Origin of the sequence: Streptomyces sp. NPDC097617, from assembly GCF_044761485.1 — a bacterium.
GTDB lineage: Bacteria > Actinomycetota > Actinomycetes > Streptomycetales > Streptomycetaceae > Streptomyces.
The window spans coordinates 402,674-423,848 of sequence record NZ_JBIWCL010000003.1; the positions used below are offsets into that span (position 1 = coordinate 402,674).

Genomic DNA, 21,175 nt, shown 5'->3' on the forward strand with positions numbered 1-21,175 from the left:
CGGCTCACCTCCTCGGCGATCTCCCGAAGCCCGAGGCCAGCGGCATTCGCAGACCCAGCGGCGGCGGCGCGGCCAGGGCGTCCGTCACCGGCCGCGAGTACCGGCCCGAGAACACCGCGCCCAGGACGAAGTCCACCGCCAGCGCCACCACTTCCGACTGGTGCTCGCGCAATCCGTGCCCGTCCGAGTGCACCTCGAAGCGGCACGTCGACCGGTTGGTCTTCTTCGCGCGCACCGCCAGCCGGAAGGAGGTCTCCGGGTCGTTGCGCGCGTCGTCGGTGCCGTGCACGATCAGCACCTGCCGTCCCGACAGCTGTTTCACCGGTTCAGGGGAGCCGGAGTCCGCTCCGGTCTCCGGCACCGAGCAAGGGGCGATCGCCACAACCGAGTTGACGGCCCCGTGGCCCGCCGCCCGCAGCGCGGCCAGGCCCCCGGCGTCGTAGCCGGCCAGGCACACCGGTACGTCCCCGTACCGCCGCACCACCTCGTCCGCCGCCCACCGTGCCTGCTCCTCCCGGGCGGATCCCCCGCCGTGGATCACGGGGTGCGTGACCAGCCCCTCCGCCCCGCCGGCCCGGGCCAGCGCCCGCGCGAGCGGACGCATGGGACCGGGGGAGAGTCTGGACGCCCCCGGCAGCAGGAGCACCACCCCGTTGACCGCATTTTCCGTCGAACTCGAGCCGGTTCTCGCGCCGGCCGCCCGCCCCAGGCGGGCCCCGCGCGCCGGCGGCGCATGCAATGCCATGGCGGAACAGTCTCAGACCTTCGGGTGTACGCCATCCGTCCGCGCGGTCTCTGTTACATATCGACGCCTGCCGTCGGCATGCCGCTCTACGCGCGTAGGAGTTAGAGTGCCAAGATGACGAGCGAGACCCCCAACCTGCCGACCGCGGATCAGATCCGTCGTTCCCCGAAGGTGCTGCTGCACGATCACCTCGACGGTGGACTGCGCCCCGGGACCATCATCGAGCTGGCCCGCGAGGTCGGCTACGAGAACCTCCCCGAGACCGATGCCGACAAGCTCGGCATCTGGTTCCGCGAAGCCGCCGACTCCGGCTCCCTCCCGCGCTACCTGGAGACCTTCGCGCACACCTGCGCGGTCATGCAGACGAAGGCCGCCCTCTTCCGGGTCGCCGCCGAGTGCGCCGAGGACCTGGCCGAGGACGGCGTCGTGTACGCCGAGATCCGCTACGCGCCCGAGCAGCACCTGGAAGCCGGCCTGAGCCTCGAAGAGGTCGTCGAGGTCGTGAACGACGGCTTCCGCGAGGGCGAGCGCCGCGCGAAGGCCAACGGCCACCGCATCCGCGTCGGCGCCCTGCTGACCGCGATGCGCCACGCCGCCCGCGCGCTGGAGATCGCCGAACTGGCGAACCGCTACCGCGACAACGGCGTGGTCGGCTTCGACATCGCCGGCGCCGAGGCCGGGTTCCCTCCCACCCGCCACCTCGACGCCTTCGAGTACCTCAAGCGCGAGAACAACCACTTCACCATCCACGCCGGCGAGGCCTTCGGCCTGCCGTCGATCTGGCAGGCCCTGCAGTGGTGCGGCGCCGACCGCCTCGGTCACGGCGTGAAGATCATCGACGACATCGAGGTCGCCGAGGACGGTTCCGTGACCCTGGGCCGCCTGGCCTCGTACGTCCGGGACAAGCGCATCCCCCTGGAGATGTGCCCGACCTCGAACCTGCAGACCGCCGCGGCCGCCTCGTACGCGGAGCACCCGATCGGTCTGCTGCGCAAGCTGCACTTCAGGCTCACGGTCAACACGGACAACCGCCTGATGAGCGGCACCAGCATGAGCCGCGAGTTCGAGCACCTGGTCGACACCTTCGGCTACACCCTCGACGACATGCAGTGGTTCACCGTCAATGCGATGAAGTCCGCGTTCATTCCTTTCGATGAACGACTGGCCATGATCAATGAAGTGATCAAGCCCGGTTACGCGGAGCTGAAGTCGGAGTGGCTGTTCCGGCAGACCGCCTCTACCAGTGGTTCTGTCTCGGCCTAGGTCATGGCGTGACGTAAGGGACGCGCCCGGGAAGGGGAATTCCCGGGCGCTTTCTCGTATTTAAGGATGTTTGCGGGCGGGGGTTTGAAGTGACTAGTTTGCAGAGCCGCTCATTTCCCCGTCGCAAGGACAACTTTTCATGAAGCAGTCAGCTGCCAAGACCCTCGGTACCGTCGTTCTCGGTGCCGCCTTCGCCGCCGTCGCCGCGGGTACCGCTTCCGCCGCCGTTCCGGCGGTCGGCCTGACCGACGCCCTGGGCTCCGCCACGGGCATGCTCCAGGGCGCCACCAGCCAGCAGCACGTGAGCCCGGAGGGCCAGCCGAGCGACCCCACCTCTCAGGTCACCGGCGTGCTGACCCCGCTCACCAACAGCCTGAACGGCCTCGGCAGCTGAGACCGGCCCCGCCGCGATGCGTACACGTGTGCGGTGGGTGGATGCCCCTTCGATCGGGTATGTGTCCCGCCGCACCGTGTGCCACGATCGCCACCAACTGCCCGCCGACGCTTTGGGTATGAGGTTCTCGGTCATGCGCATGAAGGCACGAGCGACGATGGTCGCGCTGGTCCCCGCCCTGCTGTTCGCCGCCGTGGGGTGCAGCAGCACCGACACCCCCGCGACGGGCAAGGCCCCCGATCCGAAGGGCTCCGCGGGCAGCAGCCCCGGTGCGCCCGGAGCCCCGGCGCCGTCCGCCGCGGCGACCGGATCGTCCGCGCCGAAGGCCCCTGGCAGCGCTCTGGAGCGGTCCGCGCTGGCACAGGGCGACCTGACCGGCTACCAGGTCTCCGCCCAGGGCAAGAACCCCAATGCCCCGGACGGCCAGCCGCAGGCCGACAGGAAGGCCTGCCAGCCGCTGGCCGACATCATGGGCGACAAGCCGGACCCGTCCGCGCGCGAGACCGTCAGCCGCGGCATCGGCTCCCAGAAGCAGGTCGGGCTCGCCGTGTCCGCCTCCGTCAGCTCCTACTCCGCGAGTGACGCCAAGGCGCTGATCGCCAGGCTCAAGTCCGCCGTCGCCGCCTGCGGTGCGGGCTTCTCCGCCAAGGTCGAGAAGCAGACCGGCAGCTACCGCGACGTGAAGGCCGCCGACTACCGCACGGGCGGCGACGAGAGCGTCAGCTGGACCATGACCGCGGCCGCCGAGGGCGTCTCGGCGCAGGTCCACCTGGTCGTCGTACGCGAGGGCGACACCGTCGTGCGGCTGATGGCCCTCAATGTGGCGGCGGCCCAGCAGAAGGCGCAGGTGCCGCAGGAAGTGGCCGACAAGCAGCTGGAGAAGGTCCAGAAGGTCCAGAAGGCCGGCTGAGGGAACGGCGGGTCGAGCGGACGCGGGCGGCCGGCCGGGTGAGTGGCCGGCCGGACGGGCGGCCGCCGGTCTACCAGGCGGCGGCGGAGCTGGACTTCTCGTTCGGCAGCAGCACCCACAGCGCGATGTAGACCAGGAACTGCGGGCCGGGCAGCAGGCACGAGACCACGAATATGGCGCGCATCGCGTTCGCGGAAATTCCGAAACGCCGCGCCAGTCCGGCGCAGACTCCGCCGATCCAGCGGCCGTCACGGGGGCGGACCAGGGCGCTCATGGGGTTCTCCTTCGTCGGGATCGCTTTCTTGCGATGTCTCAATACTCCCGCTGGACCGCCGACAGAACGTCGGTCCAGGGGCCGAGCCCGACCCTGGGAATCTTCGGGGTATCCCCCTGATAAGCAGTGTGTGAGCGCCTCAGCCGGGACCGCAGTGCCGGTACGACGGCCACGTGCGCGAGCACCACACCGAGGGTGTTCAGCAGCACCGAGTCCACGTCGACGACCTGGCCCGGAACGGCGGTCTGGAGCATCTCGATGCACACCGAGGCCAGGGCGCCCGCGGCGGCCGTCCGGGTCAGCGAGGACCACGCGGACAGGGCCGACGGCGCGAGCCGTCCGCTGATCAGCGGCAGCAGCACCCCGAGCGGGGCCAGCAGGGCGAGTCCCTCACCGATCCGCCGGGCGGCCTCCAGGGGCCCGAGGGCGAGGTCGGCCGAGATCCCCTCCAGCGGAGTGAGATTGGCCGCCGCCGCCCAGGGCACATCCAGCGGTCTCAGGGTCAGCCAGCCGACGACCACGAAATGGGCGGCGAGCAGGACCCCGGCCAGCAGGCGGAGACGGAGATGGATCGCGGTGGCGGCGGTTTCGCCTGCCTCATGACGCTGCACACCTGCGAGGACGCATCACCCGGTAGCGCCGGTTCCGGACCGGAGAGGGGTGTGGCGGGGAGCACGCGAAACGGGTCGCAACGGGCGCCGCCGCCGGTCAGCGGACGGCGATGAGGACGATCAGGATCAGCGCGCCGGCCAGGGCGGGCGCGATGATCTCGTACGACCAGCGCACGCGCACACTGCCCTGGGCGCCGGGCCGCGTGGCACCGTTCTCGGCCATCCCCTGGAGCTCGTCGACGATCCGGTCGGCACCGGCCCGCATCGGTTCGGACGGGGCGGTGCGGGCGCGCTCGCCGGGGTCGGCCGAGGCGCCGGGGTCGCGGCGGTCCTGGACGCTGCGGCGGATCTGCTGCCGGTTGGCCTTCTTCCGCTCCCGCAGCGAGACCGGCACCGACCAGAGCTGGTACTTCGATCCCTCGGCCAGCACCTCGGCCGAGTACCCGGCGCGCACCGCGTCCACGGCCGCCCAGGGCAGCTCGATGATCCGGAACGGGTTGCGCACGCGCATCCGGTCGTCATTGGCGAAGACGGCCGGGCGGATCGTGAAGGCGACGATCAGCGGTACGGCGCACAGCGCCACCGCCAGCGCGATCCACGGGGCGTTGCCCGAGCCCCGGACCACGGCGTCGCCGCAGAGCCAGGCGGTCAGTGCGAGCAGCAGTACCCCCGAGACGACGCCCATGGAGGATCGGTAGACCCGGTCTGCGTAGACCGGCTCGTCGGTCGGCTGCTGCTGGCTGCTCATGGGGTCGATTCTGCCCCACGCCGTCTCAGCCCACGAGATCGGCGTACAGGATGATGTTGTCGGGCCGGTGGCCGTCGGTGATCTCGCCGCCGCAGGTGATGACGCGCAGCTCCGGGCGGGTGGTGTTCCCGTACACCTTGGCGGTCGGGAACTCCTTCTTGCCGACCTGCTCCAGCTCGCGGACCCGGAAGACGGCTGTGGTGCCGTCCGCCCGGGAGACGGTGAGAGCCGACCTTGTCGGCGTCGGCCACCGAGGGCACTTCGACGGTGCCGTCGGCGGCGAGCCCCAGCCCCAGCACGGGGGAGGCGTCCACACCGGCCGCGGGGATCCGTACGCGTACGGGCGCGGAGGCGGGCATCGGGGCGGCGGCCGCGGTCGGCGCCGGGTCGGCGGCGGGTGCGGCGGACGGCGGCGCGGTGGTCCCGGGCGCGCCGGTGGGTGCGCCGGAGCCCACGCCGCAGCCGGTGAGGGCGGCGCAGAGGAGTGCGGCGAGCGGGAGGCGTACGCGGTGGGTCGTGAGGGTGCTCCGGGGACGACTTCCGGCGGGCCACCGGACCGGTGGCCCGCCGGACGGAGGGACGAGGGCAGGGACGGCGGACGCTTCAGCGGGAGCGCGTCGGGAAGGTGTTCGGCTCTCCCGAGCCGGGCGACAGGATCTCGACCTCCGGACCGCCCGCGGTGTGGCGCACCATCGCGGCGAAGCCGGGGGCGATGTCGATCCGCGTGCCCGCTTCCCGGTCGTTGCCCGGGACGGACGAGGCCGCGGCCGGCGAGGCGGTGGTGGCGGCGTACGCCGTGCCCGCGACCGGGGCGAGGAGGGCGCCGGCGAGGAACGCGGTGGCGATGGAGGTACGGAGGGCGGTACGCACAACGACTCCTTGAAGCGTGGTCTCGGAGAGTGGAGGAGAGTTGTATGCCGCGGTTTTCTCTGTCCGTAAGCGCCGGGTGAGTGTCTGGCGGGCTGCTGAGGACAGAGTTACGGAGCCCGTGCGCGCGGACGATCCGGCTCCTGTCATGGGCCGGTAACGGAGAGTGGAGGTGTCGATCCCATAGCGGAATCGGGGGCGGGGGTGACAGGTCGCTACGCGCGTAGATATGCTCATCTGGTGACCATGCCCACCACCCTCACCGCATTCGCTGACGTGACGACGTCCGACAGTGCGCTGCGCCGCTTCCTGCACGGGCTGCCCGGCGTCGACGCTGTTGGCCTGGAGGCCCGCGCGGCCTCCCTCGGCACCCGTTCGATCAAGACGACGGCCAAGGCGTACGCCATCGACCTGGCCATCTCGATGATCGACCTGACGACGCTGGAAGGCGCGGACACCCCGGGCAAGGTCCGGGCGCTCTCCGCCAAGGCCGTCCATCCCGATCCGACCGACCGCACGACCCCGACGACGGCCGCCGTCTGTGTCTATCCCGACATGGTGGCCACCGCGAAGGCCGCGCTGAACGGGGCCGACGTCAAGATCGCCTCGGTCGCCACCGCCTTCCCGGCCGGCCGTGCCGCCCTGCCCGTGAAGCTCGCGGACACCCGTGACGCCGTCGCCGCCGGCGCCGACGAGATCGACATGGTCATCGACCGTGGCGCCTTCCTCGCCGGCCGCTACCTGGAGACGTACGAGCTGATCAGGACCATCAAGGAGGCCTGTGTCCGCGAGGACGGCAGCGCCGCGCGCCTGAAGGTCATCTTCGAGACCGGCGAGCTGTCGACCTACGACAACATCCGCCGCGCCTCCTGGATCGGCATGCTGGCGGGCGCCGACTTCATCAAGACGTCGACCGGCAAGGTCGGGGTCAACGCGACTCCGGCGAACACCCTGCTCATGCTCGAGGCCGTCCGCGACTTCCGCGCGCAGACTGGAATCCAGATCGGCGTGAAGCCGGCCGGCGGCATCCGCACCACCAAGGACGCGATCAAGTTCCTGGTCCTGGTCAACGAGACCGTGGGCGAGGACTGGCTGAGCAACCACTGGTTCCGCTTCGGCGCCTCCAGCCTGCTCAACGACCTGTTGATGCAGCGCCAGAAGCTGAGCACCGGCCGTTACTCCGGTCCCGACTACGTGACGGTGGACTGATCACCATGGCATCTGTATTCGAGTACGCACCGGCTCCCGAGTCCCGCTCGGTCGTCGACATCGCCCCCTCCTACGGGCTCTTCATCGACGGCGAGTTCACCGACGCCGCCGACGGCAAGGTCTTCAAGACCGTCTCGCCGAGCAGCGAGGAGGTCCTCGCCGAGGTCGCCCAGGCGGGCGCCGCCGACGTGGACCGTGCCGTGAAGGCCGCCCGCCGCGCCTTCGAGAAGTGGTCCGCGCTGCCCGGCTCCGAGCGTGCCAAGTACCTCTTCCGCATCGCCCGGATCATCCAGGAGCGCAGCCGCGAGCTCGCCGTCCTGGAGACCCTGGACAACGGCAAGCCGATCAGGGAGACCCGCGACGCGGACCTCCCGCTGGTCGCCGCGCACTTCTTCTACTACGCCGGCTGGGCCGACAAGCTCGACCACGCGGGCTACGGCGCGAACCCGCGCCCGCTGGGCGTGGCCGGCCAGGTCATCCCGTGGAACTTCCCGCTGCTGATGCTCGCGTGGAAGATCGCCCCGGCGCTCGCCGCCGGCAACACGGTCGTCCTGAAGCCCGCCGAGACCACCCCGCTCTCCGCCCTGTTCTTCGCGGACATCTGCCGCCAGGCGGGTCTGCCCAAGGGCGTCGTCAACATCATCCCCGGTTACGGGGACGCGGGCGCCGAGCTGGTCGCTCACCCGGACGTCAACAAGGTCGCCTTCACCGGCTCGACCGCGGTCGGCAAGGCCATCGCCCGCCAGATCGCCGGTACGGACAAGAAGGTCACTCTGGAGCTGGGCGGCAAGGGCGCCAACATCGTCTTCGACGACGCCCCCATCGACCAGGCCGTCGAGGGCATCGTCAGCGGCATCTTCTTCAACCAGGGCCAGGTCTGCTGCGCGGGCTCCCGTCTGCTGGTCCAGGAGTCGATCCACGACGAGCTGCTGGACTCCCTCAAGCGCCGGCTCTCGACGCTGCGCCTGGGCGACCCGCTCGACAAGAACACCGACATCGGCGCGATCAACTCCGCCGAGCAGCTCGCCCGGATCACCGCGCTCGCGGAGACCGGCGAGGCCGAGGGCGCCGAACGCTGGTCCCCGGCGTGCGAGCTGCCGTCCTCCGGCTACTGGTTCGCCCCGACGCTCTTCACGAACGTCACCCAGGCGCACACCGTCGCCCGCGACGAGATCTTCGGCCCGGTGCTGTCCGTGCTGACCTTCCGTACGCCCGACGAGGCCGTCGCCAAGGCCAACAACAGCCAGTACGGCCTCTCCGCCGGCATCTGGACGGAGAAGGGCTCGCGCATCCTCGCGGTCGCGAACCAGCTCCGCGCCGGTGTCGTCTGGGCCAACACCTTCAACAAGTTCGACCCGACCTCGCCCTTCGGCGGCTACAAGGAGTCGGGCTTCGGCCGCGAGGGCGGCCGCCACGGCCTGGAGGGCTACCTCGATGTCTGAGTCTTCTGCGACCCGCCTGAACGTCTTCAAGACCTACAAGCTGTACGTCGGGGGCAAGTTCCCCCGCTCCGAGAGCGGCCGGGTGTACGAAGTGAAGGACTCCAAGGGCAAGTGGCTGGCGAACGCCCCGCTGTCCTCCCGCAAGGACGCGCGTGACGCCGTCGTCGCGGCCCGCAAGGCCTTCGGCGGCTGGTCCGGCGCGACCGCGTACAACCGCGGGCAGATCCTCTACCGCATCGCCGAGATGCTGGAGGGCCGCCGGGAGCAGTTCGTCCGCGAGGTCGGCGAGGCCGAGGGCCTGTCCAAGTCGAAGGCCGCCGCGGTCGTCGACGCGGCCATCGACCGCTGGGTCTGGTACGCGGGCTGGACCGACAAGATCGGCCAGATCGTGGGCGGGGCCAACCCGGTCGCGGGCCCGTTCTTCAATCTCTCCACCCCGGAGCCGACCGGTGTGGTCACGGTCCTCGCCCCGCAGGACTCGTCCTTCCTGGGCCTGGTCTCGGTGATCGCCCCGGTGATCGCGACGGGCAACACCGTCGTCGTCATCGCCAGCGAGAAGTCCCCGCTGCCGGCGCTCTCCCTGGGCGAGGTGCTCGCCACCTCCGACCTGCCCGGCGGCGTGGTCAACATCCTGTCCGGCAGGGCCGGCGAGATGGGCCCGCACCTGGCGTCCCACCAGGACGTCAACGCGATCGACCTGGCCGGCGCCGACGCGGCGCTGGCCAAGGAGCTGGAGATCGCGGCGGCCGACAATCTCAAGCGCGTTCTGCGTCCACAGCCTGTGGACGACTGGAGCGCCGACCCGGGCACGTCGCGCATGACGGCGTTCCTGGAGACCAAGACCGTCTGGCACCCGACCGGGTCGCTGGGCGCGGGCGGCTCGTCCTACTAGTCCTTCTGGACCGGCCCCCGCACGAGACCGGCCCCGGCAGCGTCCCCCGCGCTGCCGGGGTCTTCCCGTACCCGCCGAACGGTGTGTCTACTGCTTCGGGAGCACCGGCCCGAGCAGCGAGGAGGCCGCGGCGGTCGGCAGTTCGCCGACCGAGGGACCCTGGGTCAGGATGCCGGTGACCATGCCGGTCCCGACGGACGGGAAGTCGGCCACCTTCGTGGCGACCCCGTTGTCCAGCGGGTCCACGCCCGTGTGCGCGAGCGGGTTCACCTTCAGGTTGGCGATCGGGTCGGTGACCCCGGCCACGGCCGCCGGTACGTCGAGCTCGCCGGCCTGGGCGCCGCCCGCGGCCATCGCCAGGGCCGCACCGGCCAGCGAGACGGTCAGACCGGCGCTGCGGAGCCGGTTCGATGGGGAAGGGGCTGCGTGACGTGCCATGGAGATCCCGCCTGTGGTCGTAGTCGCGTGCGCACGCAGCGTAGTTGAGGTGTGTTCCTGGACACCAACCGGCCACCGGGTGGATCCCCTACCCGGGGGAATGGTTCAGACTGGTGTCCCGTGAGCTCTTCCTCTCCTTCGCCGACCCGAGTCGTTCTGCTGACCGGTCCGTCGGGCTCCGGAAAATCCTCCCTGGCCGCCCGCTCAGGGCTGCCCGTGCTGCGCCTCGACGACTTCTACAAGGAGGCCGACGACCCGTCCCTCCCGCTCGTCGACGGCAGCTCCGACATCGACTGGGACTCCCCGCTGTCCTGGGACGCGGACGCGGCGGTCGCCGCGGTCGCCGAGCTGTGCGCGGCGGGGCGGACCGATGTCCCGGTGTACGACATCGCGACGAGCTCCCGCACGGGCGCCGAGATCCTGGACATCGCCCGTACCCCGCTGTTCATCGCGGAGGGCATCTTCGCCGCCGACATAGCCGCCCGCTGCCAGGGCCTCGGCCTGCTCGCGGACGCCATCTGCCTGCGGGGGCGCCCCTCGACGACCTTCCGCCGCCGCCTCGCCCGCGACCTGCGGGAGGGCCGCAAGTCCGTGCCGTTCCTGGTGCGCAGGGGCCTGCGGCTGATGCGCGCCGAACGGGGCATCGTGGCCCGGCACGTGGCGCTGGGCGCGCACCCCTGCGCCGGCGACGAGGCCCTGGGCCGCCTGGCCGCAGCCGCGGCGGGCCGCCACCGCGCGACGACCCCCGCGTAGGCCGAACCGCCCCCTCACCGCCGGGACCAGCGCTCCGTCAGGGTGGTGATCGCGGCCGCGGCCCGGTCGAGGCCGTGGTCGTCGCCGCGGAGCGTCTTGTTCAGCTCGACGTGAAGGAAGCGGGACTGCCGGTCGGCGGCGGTCCGGCCCTGTTCGTTCTCCCGGCCGGCGAGCCTGCAGCGCGCGGAGTACGCCGTACAGACCTCCAGGCCGTCGCGCCGCAGCGCGGCGGTCAGCTGTTCGGCGTCCGCGACGGCGCTGTCACCGGCTCCCGTGGAGACCACCGCGTCGCGCCCGCGGAACGACTCGTCGGCGAACCCGTGCAGCTGGATCCCGGGCAGGTTCCTCCGGGCCAGCTCCTCCACCACCCCGTGGAAGACCGAGTCGTCGCGGTGCGCCACGTCCGCCGCCCCGTCCTCGCCCGCATCGCGACGGGCCCCCGCGAGCACGAGCACCCCGCCCGGCGCACCGCGCAGCACCCGTGCCCCCAGGAGTTCGGTGCGGGCGTCGGCGACGGGGTGGGGGATCTGGACCGACCAGCGTGCGGGCCCTTCCAGGTCGACGTACACCCGGCCCCAGCCGCGGCTGGTGTGGCCCGATTCACTCACCCCGTCCGCCACCTCGGCGTACCGGCGTCCGGTGGCGGCGTCCGTGACGGTGCGGAGGGTGAAGTCGATCTCGGTCAGGCCGGTCCGCGCCGCTTCCGGATCCCCGTCGAGCAGGTGGGCGAACGCCTTGGTGAACGCCAGTCGTTCCTGGTCGGTGGGGGTGCGGTACCCGCCGCCTTCGCCGAAGCCGGCGGTGAAGCGGGCGATCCGCTGTGCCAGGTCGGTGCCGGCGGAGCGCTGTGGAGCGGGGCCGGCCGGGCGGGCCGGCGGTGCGCTTCCCGAGCTCGCCACCCAAAGCGTCAAAACGGCACAAAGGGCAATGAAGGTGCCGCACAGAACCGCGATCGTTATCCGCCTGGTCGGTGCAGCGCTCATAGGCATACGAAAATATCGGAGTCGTGTACTCCGCTTTCCGTCCCTCCGCTCTTCGTTCCGGCCCGCCCTCGTGACCGGGACCCGCCGGCGGACCGGTCCGCGCTGACCGGAGGCGCCGAAGCCCTCGCGGCACTCCCCGCGCACCGTAAGCCCAGATCGTCACAATTCCTAGGCCGCACCGGCTCTGGGACAGAACAAAGAGGAGCCCGCGTTGGCCGCGTCGCGACCGAAGCGGCGGCACCGGACCCGCCGTCGGGCTGACATGTCGCTGCTGGGCGGCATCCGCCCGCCCATCGCGGCCCTGTCCGCCCTGCTGCTGGCCCTCGCCGCCCTCACCGCGTTCCAACTCGGCCACGTGGGCAGGGAGACCGTACCCCCGGCTGTTCTCACCTCCCAGCAGTACTTCGCGGAGGACGGCGCCATCGCCCTGCGCGCCTCCCTGGACGAGAGCATCACGGACATCGGCAGGACCGCCTCCCTGTTCGGCTCCGGCGAACCGGTCTCGCCCGACTCCGTGCTCGACAAGCTCGGCAGCGTCTACCAGAAGTGGCGCGGCACGGCCGTGATCGAGATCAAGTCCGGCCGACTGGAAGCGCAGCGCGGCGAGAACCTCCCGCTGACCGCCCTCGACCTGACCGCGCTCGACGGGAAGTCCGGCCTCGCCCCCCGCATGGTCCGGCTGGAGAACGGCGAGACCCGCCTGCTCACCCTCGCCCTGCTGTCCTGGCCCAACCGCCCCCAGCAGCTCCTGGTCGCCTCCAGCAGTCTGAAGGTCCCGGGCATCAGCCTGGGCAGGTCCCGCTCCATCGCCGTCCTCGACTCCTCCGGCCAGGTCCTCGGCAGCGACGGCGTCGGAGGTTCCGGGCAGGAGAAGAAGCAGCTCGCGAAGTTCGCGGAGACAGTCGCCCAGAAGGCCGAACGGCACCCCCTCCAGGCCAAGGAGCCCGGCTCCGGCGGCTTCGCCGGCATCAGCGGCAGCCTGCTCGGGGACGCCAGGGACGGCCACCGCTCCGTGGCCGGCTACGCGAAGCTCACCGGTTCGCAGCCCGGCGTGGGCACCGACGCGACCGCCCTCGGCCTCACCGTCGTCTCGTTCGTCGGCGTCGCCGAGGAGCGCTCCGCCGCCGTCGACTCCTTCTTCTGGATCGCCGCGTCCGCGGCCCTGCTGGTGCTCGGCGCACTGGCCGTGGCCCTGCTCGTGACCACCGTCCAGCGCCCGCTGCTCCAGCTGTTCCTGGAAAGCCGCCGGATCGGCCGCGGCGACCTGAACCGCCCGGTCACCGTGCCCAAGTACGGCGAGGCCGCCCGCATCGGCGCCGCCCTCGACCGGCTGCGCCGGCAGCTCCTCGGCGCACCCGCGGCGGAAACCGGGGGCACGCGCGGCGGCCGCCGCGCCCGGATCGGGACCCGCGCCCTCCTCGCGGTGTGCGGGATCCTGCTTCTGGTGTGGTCGGGGCCGCTGCTGCTGACGCTCAACCGCGCGGGGGCCTCCGTCGCCGTGCCCAGGGCGATCGTCGACGACCAGCGCGAACGCACCGACACCCTGGCCGACCGGGTACGCCGCGCCCTCAACGAGGGACACGCCGACCTCACCTCCGTGGCCTCCGTCATCAGCGACAGGACCACCCCCGACGAGCTGACCAAGCTGCTGGAGCGCACCCGGAACCAGCACGGACGCTACGAATCCCTCTACGTCCTGAACGCCGACGGCACCGTCCTCGCCCGCACCGGCGGCAAGCCCCACCACTCCGCCGGCAAGGGCCCCTCGAAGCAGCCGGTGACCCTCGTCGACAGCGGCAACCGGCCGGTCATCACCGAGTACGCCGAGGCGCCCGGCCTGGCCGGCGCCGCCGTGGTGGGTGAGCTGCGCATCGACTTCCTCAACGCCATGCTCAAGCGGCCCGGCCTGGGCGAGGTCCGCGTCGTCGACGCCGGGCACCGGGTGATCGGCGGCAACAACGGCTACCTGGCCTTCGCATCGCTGTCGGACGCCGGGCTGGACGCCCTGGTGAGCGCCGCGAACGAGAAGGCGGACAAGAGCCCGCGCGCCAAGAGCGCCCTGCTGCGCGACGGCGGCGTCTCCATCGCCGCCGCGGCGCCGATGACCGGTGGCGGCGTGGCCCAGCCCCTGGACTGGACCGTCGTCACCCGGCAGCCGGCCAAGGGCCTGGAGATCTCCGCGTACACCGCGCAGAACCGCACCGTCCTGGCCGGACTGCTCGGCCTCACGGGCGCCGCGGCCTGCCTCGGCTGGATGCACATCATCGTGGTGCGCCCGCTGCGCGACCTCGCTCGCCGTGCGGAGGCCCTGGCCGACGGCGACCGCCGCACCGTCGTCTACCCGACCCACCACGACGAGGTCGGCGCCGTCACCCGCAGCCTCGAAGTCATCCGCCATCAGCTGCTGGAGCAGCGAAAGCGGGACGCCGCCGGCGGCGCCACCGGCCGGACGCCCGGCCCTGCCACCCCGGCCGGAAGGAACTGATCCACCGTGCTCTTCCTCTACTGCGTGCTGCTCTTCAGCTGCCTGGCCATGCTCGTCGCGGGCGTCGTCGAGCAGCGCCGGCACTACGCCAACCTCGCGCACATACCGAACCGGGTGCTCGTCAACGGCATCCGCGGCAAGAGCTCCATCACCCGGCTGTGCGCGGGAGCCCTGCGCGGCGGCGGGCTGCTGACCGTCGCCAAAACCACCGGCACCGCGGCCCGCTTCATCCACCCGGACGCCACCGAGGAACCCGTCTACCGGAAGTTCGGCATCGCCAACGTCGTCGAACAGATCGGCATCGTCCGGCGCGCCGCCGCCTACCGGCCGCACGCACTGGTCATGGAGTGCATGGCGGTCATGCCCGCACTCCAGGAGATCAACCAGTCGAAGCTGATCCAGTCGACCATCGGCGTGCTGTGCAACGTCCGCGAGGACCACGTCGCCGAGATGGGACCCACCCTCGACGACATCGCACGGTCCCTGTCGCGCTCGATGCCGCACGGCGGAATCTGTGTCACCGCCGAGAAGGAGCGCTTTCACGTGCTCCAGGAGGAGGCCGACGCGCGGAACTGCACGCTGGTCTACGCCGACCCCGACACGGTCAGCGACGACGAGCTGCGCGGCTTCAGCTGGTTCACCTTCAAGGAGAACGTCGCCATCGCGCTCACCGTCGCCGACCTCCTCGGCATCGACCGCGAGACCGCCCTCCAGGGGATGTACGACGCCCCGCCGGACCCCGGCGTGCTCTCCGTCGAGCGGTACGTGGCCCCCGGCGGCAAGCGGGTCCGCTTCGCCAACGTCTTCGCCGCGAACGACCCCGAGTCGACGCTGATGAACATCAACCAGCTCCTCGACCTCGGCGCCGTCGACCGCCCCCTCAACCTCGTGATCAACTGCCGCCCCGACCGCGTCGAGCGCAACGGCCAGATGGGCGCGATCGTCCCGGACCTGATGCCCGACAAGGTCTTCGTGATCGGGCACCCGGCCAAGAGCGCCATCGACGCGATCCCGGCCGAGTGGCGCGGGCGTGCCGTGGACCTCGGCGGCGACCAGCGCGACGGCGGGGAGTTCATGAACGAGCTGCTCGGCCACCTGGGCGAGAGCTCCTCGCTGGTCGCCATCGGCAACATCCACGGCCAGGGCGAGATCCTCCTGGAACACCTGGCGGAACTCCCCGGCTTCGAGGACGAGCCCGACGAGCCCGACGTGCCCGGCCGGACGGAGGCCTACGGGGTGGCCCCGGACCGCGAGCCCGCCGTACCCCGGCAGTCCGCCCCCGCGCAGCCGCTGTACGTGCCGCACCTCGACCCGTACGCCGACCTCAGCGCCGCCCAGGAGGCCCGGTTCGCGCAGCCCCCCGTGCCGCGGCAGTACGTCCACCCGCCGCAGCAGTACGCACAGCCCGCCCCCCAGGGCCGCCCGCCGTACCAGGGGCAGGGCCCGCACCCGCGGCAGCCGGACGGGCCGTGGCACCAGGGCTCCTATCAGCAGCAGCAGCAGCCGCCGCAGGAGCAGCAGCCCTGGCCGCCCCACCCGTACGAGCCCCACCCGAACCCGCAGTGGCAGAGCCCAGGAGACCCCCGTTGATCCCCGCAGTCCTCACCCCCGAGATCGCCGCGATCGGCATCGCGCTGGGCCTGCTGTTCTCCCTCCTCTGCTACCTGACGACGAACCTCTCGCCCGGCGGCATGATCACCCCCGGCTGGCTCGCACTCACCCTCATCGAGGACCTGCAGCGCGCCGCGCTCGTCGTCGGCATCACCGCCCTGACCTACGCGCTCACCCTCGTCACCCAGAAGTTCGTCATCCTCTACGGCAAGCGCCTGTTCGCGGCCGTCGTCCTCATCGGAGTCCTCCTCCAGGCCACGGTGGTGATCGTGCTCCAGATGAAGTTCCCCCTGCTGTACGCGAACCAGACCCTCGGCTTCATCGTCCCCGGACTGATCGCCTACCAGCTCGTCCGCCAGCCCAAGGGCGCCACGCTGCTCGCCACCGGCTCCGCGACCCTCATGACGTACGTCGTCCTGACCTCGGGCATCCTGCTCGGCTTCCTGCCGCACGCCTGACCGACGCCGGCCCGACCACCCGCACCGCCCGGAGCGCACCGATGACCGCCAAGCCCGCCCGCCGCACCCACTCCGTCCTGCACGCCGCCGTCGTGGCGCTCCTGCTCGCCGGCAGCGCGTACTTCACCTACGAGCTGCGCAAGGAGGAGCAGGCCAAGGCCCCCGCGGTGCTGCGCGTCACCGACCAGGCGCACCAGGGCGGGGGCCAGGAGGGCGCCCAGAAGTGGGAGCGGCTGAAGAACCCGGAGCGCTCGGTCCTGCGCGGCGCGGACGGCGCCGTCCTCGCCACCTTCACGGACGGCGCGCGCACCGCGTCGCTCACCGGCAAGAGCCGTACCTTCACCGAGCCGGCCACCACCCGGACCCGCGTCGTCACCGACAACTGGGTCCGCCTGCTGCCGGAGAGCTGGCGCAGCGGTGCGGAGCGCGAGCAGTGGTTCCGGGACTGGTTCAAGAAGTACTACGGGAGCGAGGAGGACGACCTCTTCGCCATCGCCTTCCAGTACGGGGACCAGGCACCGGTCAAGAAGGACGCGGCCGGCGTCCAGTACGCGGGCGACGCGGCCTTCGGGCCGCTCAACCCGAACGGTTCCGTGGGCAACGACCTCCGTTTGGAGCAGTCGGACTTCTACGACTACCTCGGCATCCCGTACACCTTCCGCAACGGCACCACGGAACGGCCGGAGAAGGCCAAGTACCGGGCCCTGGACTGCTCCGGTTTCATTCGAACGGTCTTCGGCTACCGCGGCCGCTTCCCTCTGATGGCCTCCGACACCGGCGGCAACGGACTGCCGCGCACCGCCAACGGAATGGCCCGCTCGAAGGCCGGCGTGGACATCCTGGCCCTCAAGGGCGTCGGCCCGCAGGACCGGCCGGCCTCCGTCGACGTCCTCCAGCCGGGCGACCTGGTGTTCTTCAAGCTCGACGGGCGCACCGGCGACCGTCTGGACCACACCGGCATGTACCTCGGCAACGACACCGACGGGCACAAGATCTTCATTTCGAGCCGTGAAGAGGCCAACGGCCCCACCATCGGTGACAAGGGCGGCGCCTCCCGCCTCGACGGCAACGGCTACTACGCCGCCGCCCTGCGCAGCGCCAAGCGCCTGTGACCCGACCGTCCGCGCGGCCCGCGGGCGCACCGGACATGCGAAAAGGCGGGATCATTCGGACCCCCGTCCGCATGATCCCGCCCTTTCCCCCCCGCGACCCCCGTCCCACCCCCGTAGGACGGGCCCCCTGGCCCGATGGCTTTTGCGTGCGCCGTTACGCGACGAGCTCCCCGAAGGACTCCGCCTCGTCACGGCCGAAGCTCAGCGCCTCGTCCTCGCGCAGGCGGCGCAGCGAGCGCCAGATGCTCGACTTCACCGTGCCGACGCTGATGCCGAGGATCTCCGCGATCTCCGGGTCCGTGCGGCCCTCGTAGTAGCGGAGCACCAGCATGGTGCGCTGCGGCTCCGGGATGCGGGTCAGTGCCTGCCACAGGACCGCGCGCAGCTCCGTACCGCGCATCGCGTCCGTGTCGGAGGCCGTCTCCGGCAGCTCCTCGGTCGGGTACTCGTTCAGCTTCCGCCGGCGCCACGCGCTGATGTGCAGGTTCGTCATCGTGCGGCGCAGGTAGCCGCCGACGGCCGCCTTGTCGCTGATCCGGTCCCAGGCGCGGTACGTGGAGAACAGCGCGCTCTGCAGCAGGTCCTCGGCCTCGTACCGGTCGCCGGTGAGGTGGAAGGCCGTCGCGTAGAGCGCGGCCCGCCGCTCCTGGACGTACGCCGTGAACTCCGCCTCCGAGGTGGAGGAGGGCGTCTGCTCGGCGGCGGGAACCGCCCGGTACTGGTTTGCGTCAATGGCTACGACGTGGGCCGGCCGGGGACGGGCGACCGCCACCGTACGGACACCCGCCCGGCGGTTCACATCGTGCAGCCGCGTGACAACCGCGCTGGTCGTGGTGCTGTGCAGCGTGTTCATCTCGCGCCCCCCGTCGTGGAGTGTCTCTGCTTCGGTCCGTTGTGCGTTGAATAGAAGATTGCCCGGCCGACTTAACCGGGGTGTCCGTCGACTGTCACAGCCCTGTCACAGCGACTTCTGACAGGACCCCGACAGGATCACGTCGCCAGGCGGTCGAACTCCCGACTGCCGATGGGACAGAATGAGCCCGTGCCTTTCCTGTTGCTGATCGAGGACGACGACGCCATCCGCACGGCCCTCGAACTCTCCCTGTCACGCCAGGGCCACCGTGTGGCCACCGCGGCGACGGGCGAGGACGGCCTGAAGCTGCTGCGCGAGCAGCGGCCGGATCTGATCGTGCTGGACGTGATGCTGCCCGGGATCGACGGTTTCGAGGTGTGCCGGAGGATCCGCCGCACCGACCAGCTGCCGATCATCCTGCTCACCGCGCGCAGCGATGACATCGACGTGGTCGTGGGCCTGGAGTCAGGGGCCGACGACTATGTCGTCAAGCCCGTCCAGGGCCGGGTCCTGGACGCCCGCATCCGGGCCGTACTGCGCCGCGGCGAGCGCGAGTCGAGCGATTCGGCGAGCTTCGGCTCACTGGTCATCGACCGGGCCGCCATGACGGTGACGAAGAACGGCGAGGACCTCCAGCTCACCCCGACCGAGCTGCGGCTGCTGCTCGAACTGAGCCGCCGGCCGGGGCAGGCCCTGTCGCGCCAGCAGCTGCTGCGGCTGGTCTGGGAGCACGACTACCTCGGTGACTCGCGGCTCGTCGACGCCTGTGTGCAGCGGCTGCGCGCCAAGGTCGAGGACGTGCCGTCCTCGCCCACCCTGATCCGGACCGTCCGGGGCGTCGGCTACCGCCTGGACTCCCCGCAGTGATCCGCGCGTTGCTCGCGGGCCGGCGCTGGACCAGCCTGCGGCTGCGGCTCCTCATGGTGTTCTGCCTGGTCGCGCTGACGGCAGCGGTATCGGCCTCGGGCATCGCGTACTGGCTCAACCGCGAGGCGGTCCTCACCCGCGTCCAGGACGCCGCCCTCGGCGACTTCCGGCAGGAGATGCAGAACCGGGCCGCCGCGCTCCCCGCCGACCCCACCGCGGAGGAACTGCAGCGCACCGCCGAGCTGATGGCGGGCAGCAGCCCCGGGTACAGCGTGCTGCTGGTGCAGGTGGGCAAGGACAACCGGCAGATCTTCGGCGCGGCCGGGCCCGACTCCTTCGGGCTGGCCAACGTACCGAAGTCCCTGCAGAACGCGGTGAACGACCGGCAGAAGACGACCGCCGCGAACGATTCCGAGTACCACGTGTACTGGCAGCGGACGAAGCCGAACGGCAATCCGTACCTGGTCGGCGGGACGCGGATCGTGGGCGGCGGGCCCACCGGCTACATGTACAAATCGCTCGCGCAGGAGCGGGACGACCTCAACGCGCTCGGCTGGTCGCTGACCATCGCCACCGGTCTCGCGCTGCTCGGCTCCGCGCTGCTGGCGCAGGCCGCGGCCCGTACCGTGCTCAAGCCCGTGCAGCGGCTCGGGGACGCGGCGCGGCGGCTCGGCGAGGGCGAGCTGGACCACCGCCTCGACGTGTCGGGCACGGACGAACTCGCCGACCTGTCGCACACCTTCAACAAGACGGCCGAGGCGCTGGAGAAGAAGGTCGCCGACATGAGCGCGCGGGAGGAGGCGAGCCGGCGCTTCGTCGCGGACATGTCGCACGAGCTGCGGACGCCGCTGACCGCGCTGACGGCGGTGGCGGAGGTGCTGGAGGAGGAGGTCGACGACCTCGATCCGATGATCGCACCGGCCGTGGCGCTGGTCGTCAGCGAGACGCGCCGCCTGAACAACCTGGTGGAGAACCTGATGGAGGTCACCCGCTTCGACGCGGGTACGGCCAGGCTCGTGCTGGACGATGTGAACGTCGCCGACCAGGTCACGTCCTGCATCGACGCCCGGGCCTGGCTCGACGCGGTCGAACTCGACGCCGAGCGGGGCATCGTGGCCCGGCTCGACCCGCGCCGCCTGGACGTCATCCTCGCCAACCTGATCGGCAACGCGCTCAAGCACGGCGGCTCGCCGGTGCGGGTGTCGGTGACCGTGGAGGGGGAGTGGCTGGTGATCGCGGTGCAGGACAACGGTCCGGGCATTCCCGAGGAGGTCCTGCCGCACGTCTTCGACCGGTTCTACAAGGCGAGCGCGTCGCGGCCCAAGTCGGACGGCAGCGGGCTCGGCCTGTCGATCGCCATGGAGAACGCGCACATCCACGGTGGCGACATCACCGCCGCCAATGTGGCGGGCGGCGGGGCGCTGTTCACGCTGCGGCTGCCGGTCGACGTGGGAAAGGTGCTCGCGGATGACGAGGATGCGTAGGGCCCTGCCGGTGGTACCGGCGGTGCTGGTCCCCTTCGTCGCGGCCGCGCTGCTCGCGACGTCGGCCTGCGGGATCCGGGCGACGACCGTACCGGTGGACGTGGGCGCGGCGCCGTCGCGCGTGTCGTGCGACACGCAGCCGCAGCCGAGCGGGGTGCAGGGCTTCCGGGCCACGGTGGAGCTGGTCTGCGGATCGCAGCTGGTGGGCGTCGAGCGAGTGGTTCCGGTACCCGAGAAGAAGCCGGTACGGGATCCGCTGGCGATGGTCGCTCAGGCGCTGCTGGAAGCGCTGGAGCGGACGCCGAGCACGGAAGAGCGGGACGCCGGCTTCACGAGCGAGGTCCCGGTGGGGCTCTCCGCGGGAGCCCCGAGGCCCGGGGACCCGGAGGGCACCGTGCGGCTCAGCCGCAAGCCGGAGGACCTGCCGCCGGTGGCGCTCTCGCAGATCGTGTGCACGCTGGCGGGCAGCGAGGCCCTGAAGGCGACCCCGGGCCCGGTGGTCCTGGGCGGGCCGGACGCGGATCCGCCGCGGGCCTGGGAGTGCACGGACGCGGTGCGCTCGCGGCCGGAGTCGGTGCCGACGCTGGGCGAGATCGCCCGCCCCACGCCGGCCCCGTCCTGACGCGCCGCTGCCGGGGGCGCTGCCCCCGGACCCCTGCGCCTCAAACGCCGGCGGGCTGGATGTGCGAAAGCCCGGTCCCGCCGGACGGGGCGGGACCGGGCCGGGCAGGGGCCGAAGCCCCGGCCGCGCGCCCGACGGACGGAGTCCGGCGCAG

22 protein-coding genes and 1 pseudogene are annotated in these 21,175 nt (G+C 71.6%); 14 read left to right on the top strand and 9 right to left on the bottom strand.

Features of this window, described 5'->3' with window-relative positions; genetic code table 11:
- Positions 1 to 4: 4 nt before the first annotated feature.
- Positions 5 to 745, bottom strand: coding sequence for an alpha/beta hydrolase (locus ACIQZO_RS08255; protein WP_403621877.1), 741 nt, complete (start codon positions 743 to 745; stop codon positions 5 to 7).
- Between the two features lie 114 nt (positions 746 to 859).
- On the opposite strand from ACIQZO_RS08255, the gene ACIQZO_RS08260 reads away from it, so the two are divergent.
- The 3 genes from ACIQZO_RS08260 to ACIQZO_RS08270 all read left to right on the top strand — a co-directional run bounded on the left by ACIQZO_RS08260 (position 860) and on the right by ACIQZO_RS08270 (position 3,312).
- Positions 860 to 2,008, top strand: coding sequence for an adenosine deaminase (locus ACIQZO_RS08260; RefSeq protein ID WP_403621880.1), 1,149 nt, complete (start codon positions 860 to 862; stop codon positions 2,006 to 2,008).
- A gap of 139 nt (positions 2,009 to 2,147) precedes the next feature.
- Positions 2,148 to 2,402: a hypothetical protein gene (locus ACIQZO_RS08265; protein WP_403621886.1), complete on the top strand. Its 255-nt coding sequence runs from the start codon at positions 2,148 to 2,150 to the stop codon at positions 2,400 to 2,402.
- A gap of 118 nt (positions 2,403 to 2,520) precedes the next feature.
- Positions 2,521 to 3,312 carry a hypothetical protein gene (locus tag ACIQZO_RS08270; protein ID WP_403621889.1) on the top strand — a complete coding sequence of 264 codons (792 nt, stop codon included), beginning with the start codon at positions 2,521 to 2,523 and terminating at the stop codon, positions 3,310 to 3,312.
- A gap of 70 nt (positions 3,313 to 3,382) precedes the next feature.
- Here ACIQZO_RS08270 and ACIQZO_RS08275 read toward each other — a convergent pair whose 3' ends face one another.
- The 5 genes and pseudogenes from ACIQZO_RS08275 to ACIQZO_RS08295 all read right to left on the bottom strand — a co-directional run bounded on the left by ACIQZO_RS08275 (position 3,383) and on the right by ACIQZO_RS08295 (position 5,815).
- Positions 3,383 to 3,586: a PspC domain-containing protein gene (locus ACIQZO_RS08275; RefSeq protein ID WP_403621891.1), complete on the bottom strand. Its 204-nt coding sequence runs from the start codon at positions 3,584 to 3,586 to the stop codon at positions 3,383 to 3,385.
- 38 nt (positions 3,587 to 3,624) lie between these two features.
- Positions 3,625 to 4,197: a VanZ family protein gene (locus tag ACIQZO_RS08280; RefSeq protein WP_403621894.1), complete on the bottom strand. Its 573-nt coding sequence runs from the start codon at positions 4,195 to 4,197 to the stop codon at positions 3,625 to 3,627.
- A 97-nt stretch (positions 4,198 to 4,294) separates the two neighbouring features.
- Complete coding sequence (locus tag ACIQZO_RS08285; RefSeq protein ID WP_403621897.1) at positions 4,295 to 4,945, bottom strand: PH domain-containing protein; 651 nt, start codon at positions 4,943 to 4,945, stop codon at positions 4,295 to 4,297.
- A 25-nt stretch (positions 4,946 to 4,970) separates the two neighbouring features.
- Positions 4,971 to 5,400 (bottom strand): annotated as a pseudogene (locus tag ACIQZO_RS08290) (sortase domain-bontaining protein).
- 148 nt (positions 5,401 to 5,548) lie between these two features.
- Positions 5,549 to 5,815, bottom strand: a complete 267-nt coding sequence (locus ACIQZO_RS08295) for a hypothetical protein (RefSeq protein WP_403621900.1) — start codon at positions 5,813 to 5,815, stop codon at positions 5,549 to 5,551.
- A 243-nt stretch (positions 5,816 to 6,058) separates the two neighbouring features.
- Here ACIQZO_RS08295 and deoC point away from each other — a divergent pair, with 243 nt between their 5' ends.
- Genes deoC through ACIQZO_RS08310 form a run of 3 tightly spaced genes read left to right on the top strand, consistent with a single transcriptional unit; the run spans position 6,059 to position 9,355 of the window.
- Positions 6,059 to 7,021 carry a deoxyribose-phosphate aldolase gene (gene deoC, locus ACIQZO_RS08300; RefSeq protein ID WP_403622146.1) on the top strand — a complete coding sequence of 321 codons (963 nt, stop codon included), beginning with the start codon at positions 6,059 to 6,061 and terminating at the stop codon, positions 7,019 to 7,021.
- Positions 7,022 to 7,026: 5 nt separating this feature from the next.
- On the top strand, positions 7,027 to 8,463 hold the full coding sequence (locus tag ACIQZO_RS08305; RefSeq protein WP_403621903.1) for an aldehyde dehydrogenase family protein: 1,437 nt from the start codon (positions 7,027 to 7,029) through the stop codon (positions 8,461 to 8,463).
- On the top strand, positions 8,456 to 9,355 hold the full coding sequence (locus tag ACIQZO_RS08310; protein ID WP_403621906.1) for an aldehyde dehydrogenase family protein: 900 nt from the start codon (positions 8,456 to 8,458) through the stop codon (positions 9,353 to 9,355). The genes ACIQZO_RS08305 and ACIQZO_RS08310 overlap by 8 nt, the downstream gene beginning before the upstream one ends.
- 87 nt (positions 9,356 to 9,442) lie before the next feature.
- On the opposite strand, the gene ACIQZO_RS08315 is transcribed toward ACIQZO_RS08310, so the two are convergent.
- Positions 9,443 to 9,793, bottom strand: a complete 351-nt coding sequence (locus ACIQZO_RS08315; RefSeq protein WP_403621909.1) for a hypothetical protein — start codon at positions 9,791 to 9,793, stop codon at positions 9,443 to 9,445.
- A gap of 51 nt (positions 9,794 to 9,844) precedes the next feature.
- On the opposite strand from ACIQZO_RS08315, the gene ACIQZO_RS08320 reads away from it, so the two are divergent.
- The gene (locus tag ACIQZO_RS08320) at positions 9,845 to 10,546 is read left to right on the top strand and encodes a uridine kinase (RefSeq protein WP_403621913.1); all 702 of its coding nucleotides are present in this window, start codon (positions 9,845 to 9,847) and stop codon (positions 10,544 to 10,546) included.
- Positions 10,547 to 10,560: 14 nt separating this feature from the next.
- On the opposite strand, the gene ACIQZO_RS08325 is transcribed toward ACIQZO_RS08320, so the two are convergent.
- Positions 10,561 to 11,445 carry a hypothetical protein gene (locus ACIQZO_RS08325; RefSeq protein ID WP_403621916.1) on the bottom strand — a complete coding sequence of 295 codons (885 nt, stop codon included), beginning with the start codon at positions 11,443 to 11,445 and terminating at the stop codon, positions 10,561 to 10,563.
- A 346-nt stretch (positions 11,446 to 11,791) separates the two neighbouring features.
- Between ACIQZO_RS08325 and ACIQZO_RS08330 the strand changes: the two genes are divergently transcribed.
- Genes ACIQZO_RS08330 through ACIQZO_RS08345 form a run of 4 tightly spaced genes read left to right on the top strand, consistent with a single transcriptional unit; the run spans position 11,792 to position 17,195 of the window.
- Positions 11,792 to 14,014 (top strand): HAMP domain-containing protein, encoded by a 2,223-nt coding sequence (locus ACIQZO_RS08330; protein WP_403622149.1) that lies wholly within the window; start codon positions 11,792 to 11,794, stop codon positions 14,012 to 14,014.
- Positions 14,015 to 14,020: 6 nt separating this feature from the next.
- Positions 14,021 to 15,604, top strand: coding sequence for a poly-gamma-glutamate synthase PgsB (gene pgsB / locus ACIQZO_RS08335; protein ID WP_403621919.1), 1,584 nt, complete (start codon positions 14,021 to 14,023; stop codon positions 15,602 to 15,604).
- Positions 15,601 to 16,083, top strand: a complete 483-nt coding sequence (locus ACIQZO_RS08340; protein WP_403621921.1) for a poly-gamma-glutamate biosynthesis protein PgsC/CapC — start codon at positions 15,601 to 15,603, stop codon at positions 16,081 to 16,083. Before pgsB ends, ACIQZO_RS08340 begins: the two co-directional genes overlap by 4 nt.
- Before the next feature lie 41 nt (positions 16,084 to 16,124).
- Complete coding sequence (locus ACIQZO_RS08345) at positions 16,125 to 17,195, top strand: C40 family peptidase (RefSeq protein ID WP_403621924.1); 1,071 nt, start codon at positions 16,125 to 16,127, stop codon at positions 17,193 to 17,195.
- Between the two features lie 154 nt (positions 17,196 to 17,349).
- Here the strand turns inward: ACIQZO_RS08345 and ACIQZO_RS08350 are convergent, their stop codons facing one another.
- Positions 17,350 to 18,048: a SigE family RNA polymerase sigma factor gene (locus ACIQZO_RS08350; protein ID WP_403621927.1), complete on the bottom strand. Its 699-nt coding sequence runs from the start codon at positions 18,046 to 18,048 to the stop codon at positions 17,350 to 17,352.
- Between the two features lie 189 nt (positions 18,049 to 18,237).
- Between ACIQZO_RS08350 and afsQ1 the strand changes: the two genes are divergently transcribed.
- From afsQ1 to ACIQZO_RS08365, 3 genes are read left to right on the top strand one after another with little or no spacing between them, the layout of a single operon-like run.
- A complete protein-coding gene (gene afsQ1, locus ACIQZO_RS08355; RefSeq protein WP_063754818.1) occupies positions 18,238 to 18,915 on the top strand; it encodes a two-component system response regulator AfsQ1 in 678 nt (225 codons plus the stop codon).
- A gap of 53 nt (positions 18,916 to 18,968) precedes the next feature.
- The gene (locus tag ACIQZO_RS08360; protein ID WP_403622152.1) at positions 18,969 to 20,399 is read left to right on the top strand and encodes an ATP-binding protein; all 1,431 of its coding nucleotides are present in this window, start codon (positions 18,969 to 18,971) and stop codon (positions 20,397 to 20,399) included.
- Positions 20,383 to 21,021, top strand: a complete 639-nt coding sequence (locus tag ACIQZO_RS08365) for a hypothetical protein (protein WP_403621932.1) — start codon at positions 20,383 to 20,385, stop codon at positions 21,019 to 21,021. Before ACIQZO_RS08360 ends, ACIQZO_RS08365 begins: the two co-directional genes overlap by 17 nt.
- The last annotated feature ends 154 nt before the right edge of the window (positions 21,022 to 21,175 follow it).

What these genes read in the sequence shown, in the direction of transcription:
- ACIQZO_RS08255 (WP_403621877.1), bottom strand. Translation starts at nt 745, where the DNA reads ATGGCATTGCATGCGCCGCCGGCGCGCGGGGCCCGCCTGGGGCGGGCG.
- ACIQZO_RS08260 (WP_403621880.1), top strand. Translation starts at nt 860, where the DNA reads ATGACGAGCGAGACCCCCAACCTGCCGACCGCGGATCAGATCCGTCGT.
- ACIQZO_RS08265 (WP_403621886.1), top strand. Translation starts at nt 2,148, where the DNA reads ATGAAGCAGTCAGCTGCCAAGACCCTCGGTACCGTCGTTCTCGGTGCC.
- ACIQZO_RS08270 (WP_403621889.1), top strand. Translation starts at nt 2,521, where the DNA reads ATGAGGTTCTCGGTCATGCGCATGAAGGCACGAGCGACGATGGTCGCG.
- ACIQZO_RS08275 (WP_403621891.1), bottom strand. Translation starts at nt 3,586, where the DNA reads ATGAGCGCCCTGGTCCGCCCCCGTGACGGCCGCTGGATCGGCGGAGTC.
- ACIQZO_RS08285 (WP_403621897.1), bottom strand. Translation starts at nt 4,945, where the DNA reads ATGAGCAGCCAGCAGCAGCCGACCGACGAGCCGGTCTACGCAGACCGG.
- deoC (WP_403622146.1), top strand. Translation starts at nt 6,059, where the DNA reads ATGCCCACCACCCTCACCGCATTCGCTGACGTGACGACGTCCGACAGT.
- ACIQZO_RS08305 (WP_403621903.1), top strand. Translation starts at nt 7,027, where the DNA reads ATGGCATCTGTATTCGAGTACGCACCGGCTCCCGAGTCCCGCTCGGTC.
- ACIQZO_RS08310 (WP_403621906.1), top strand. Translation starts at nt 8,456, where the DNA reads ATGTCTGAGTCTTCTGCGACCCGCCTGAACGTCTTCAAGACCTACAAG.
- ACIQZO_RS08315 (WP_403621909.1), bottom strand. Translation starts at nt 9,793, where the DNA reads ATGGCACGTCACGCAGCCCCTTCCCCATCGAACCGGCTCCGCAGCGCC.
- ACIQZO_RS08330 (WP_403622149.1), top strand. Translation starts at nt 11,792, where the DNA reads ATGTCGCTGCTGGGCGGCATCCGCCCGCCCATCGCGGCCCTGTCCGCC.
- ACIQZO_RS08345 (WP_403621924.1), top strand. Translation starts at nt 16,125, where the DNA reads ATGACCGCCAAGCCCGCCCGCCGCACCCACTCCGTCCTGCACGCCGCC.
- ACIQZO_RS08350 (WP_403621927.1), bottom strand. Translation starts at nt 18,048, where the DNA reads ATGAACACGCTGCACAGCACCACGACCAGCGCGGTTGTCACGCGGCTG.
- ACIQZO_RS08360 (WP_403622152.1), top strand. Translation starts at nt 18,969, where the DNA reads ATGGTGTTCTGCCTGGTCGCGCTGACGGCAGCGGTATCGGCCTCGGGC.
- ACIQZO_RS08365 (WP_403621932.1), top strand. Translation starts at nt 20,383, where the DNA reads ATGACGAGGATGCGTAGGGCCCTGCCGGTGGTACCGGCGGTGCTGGTC.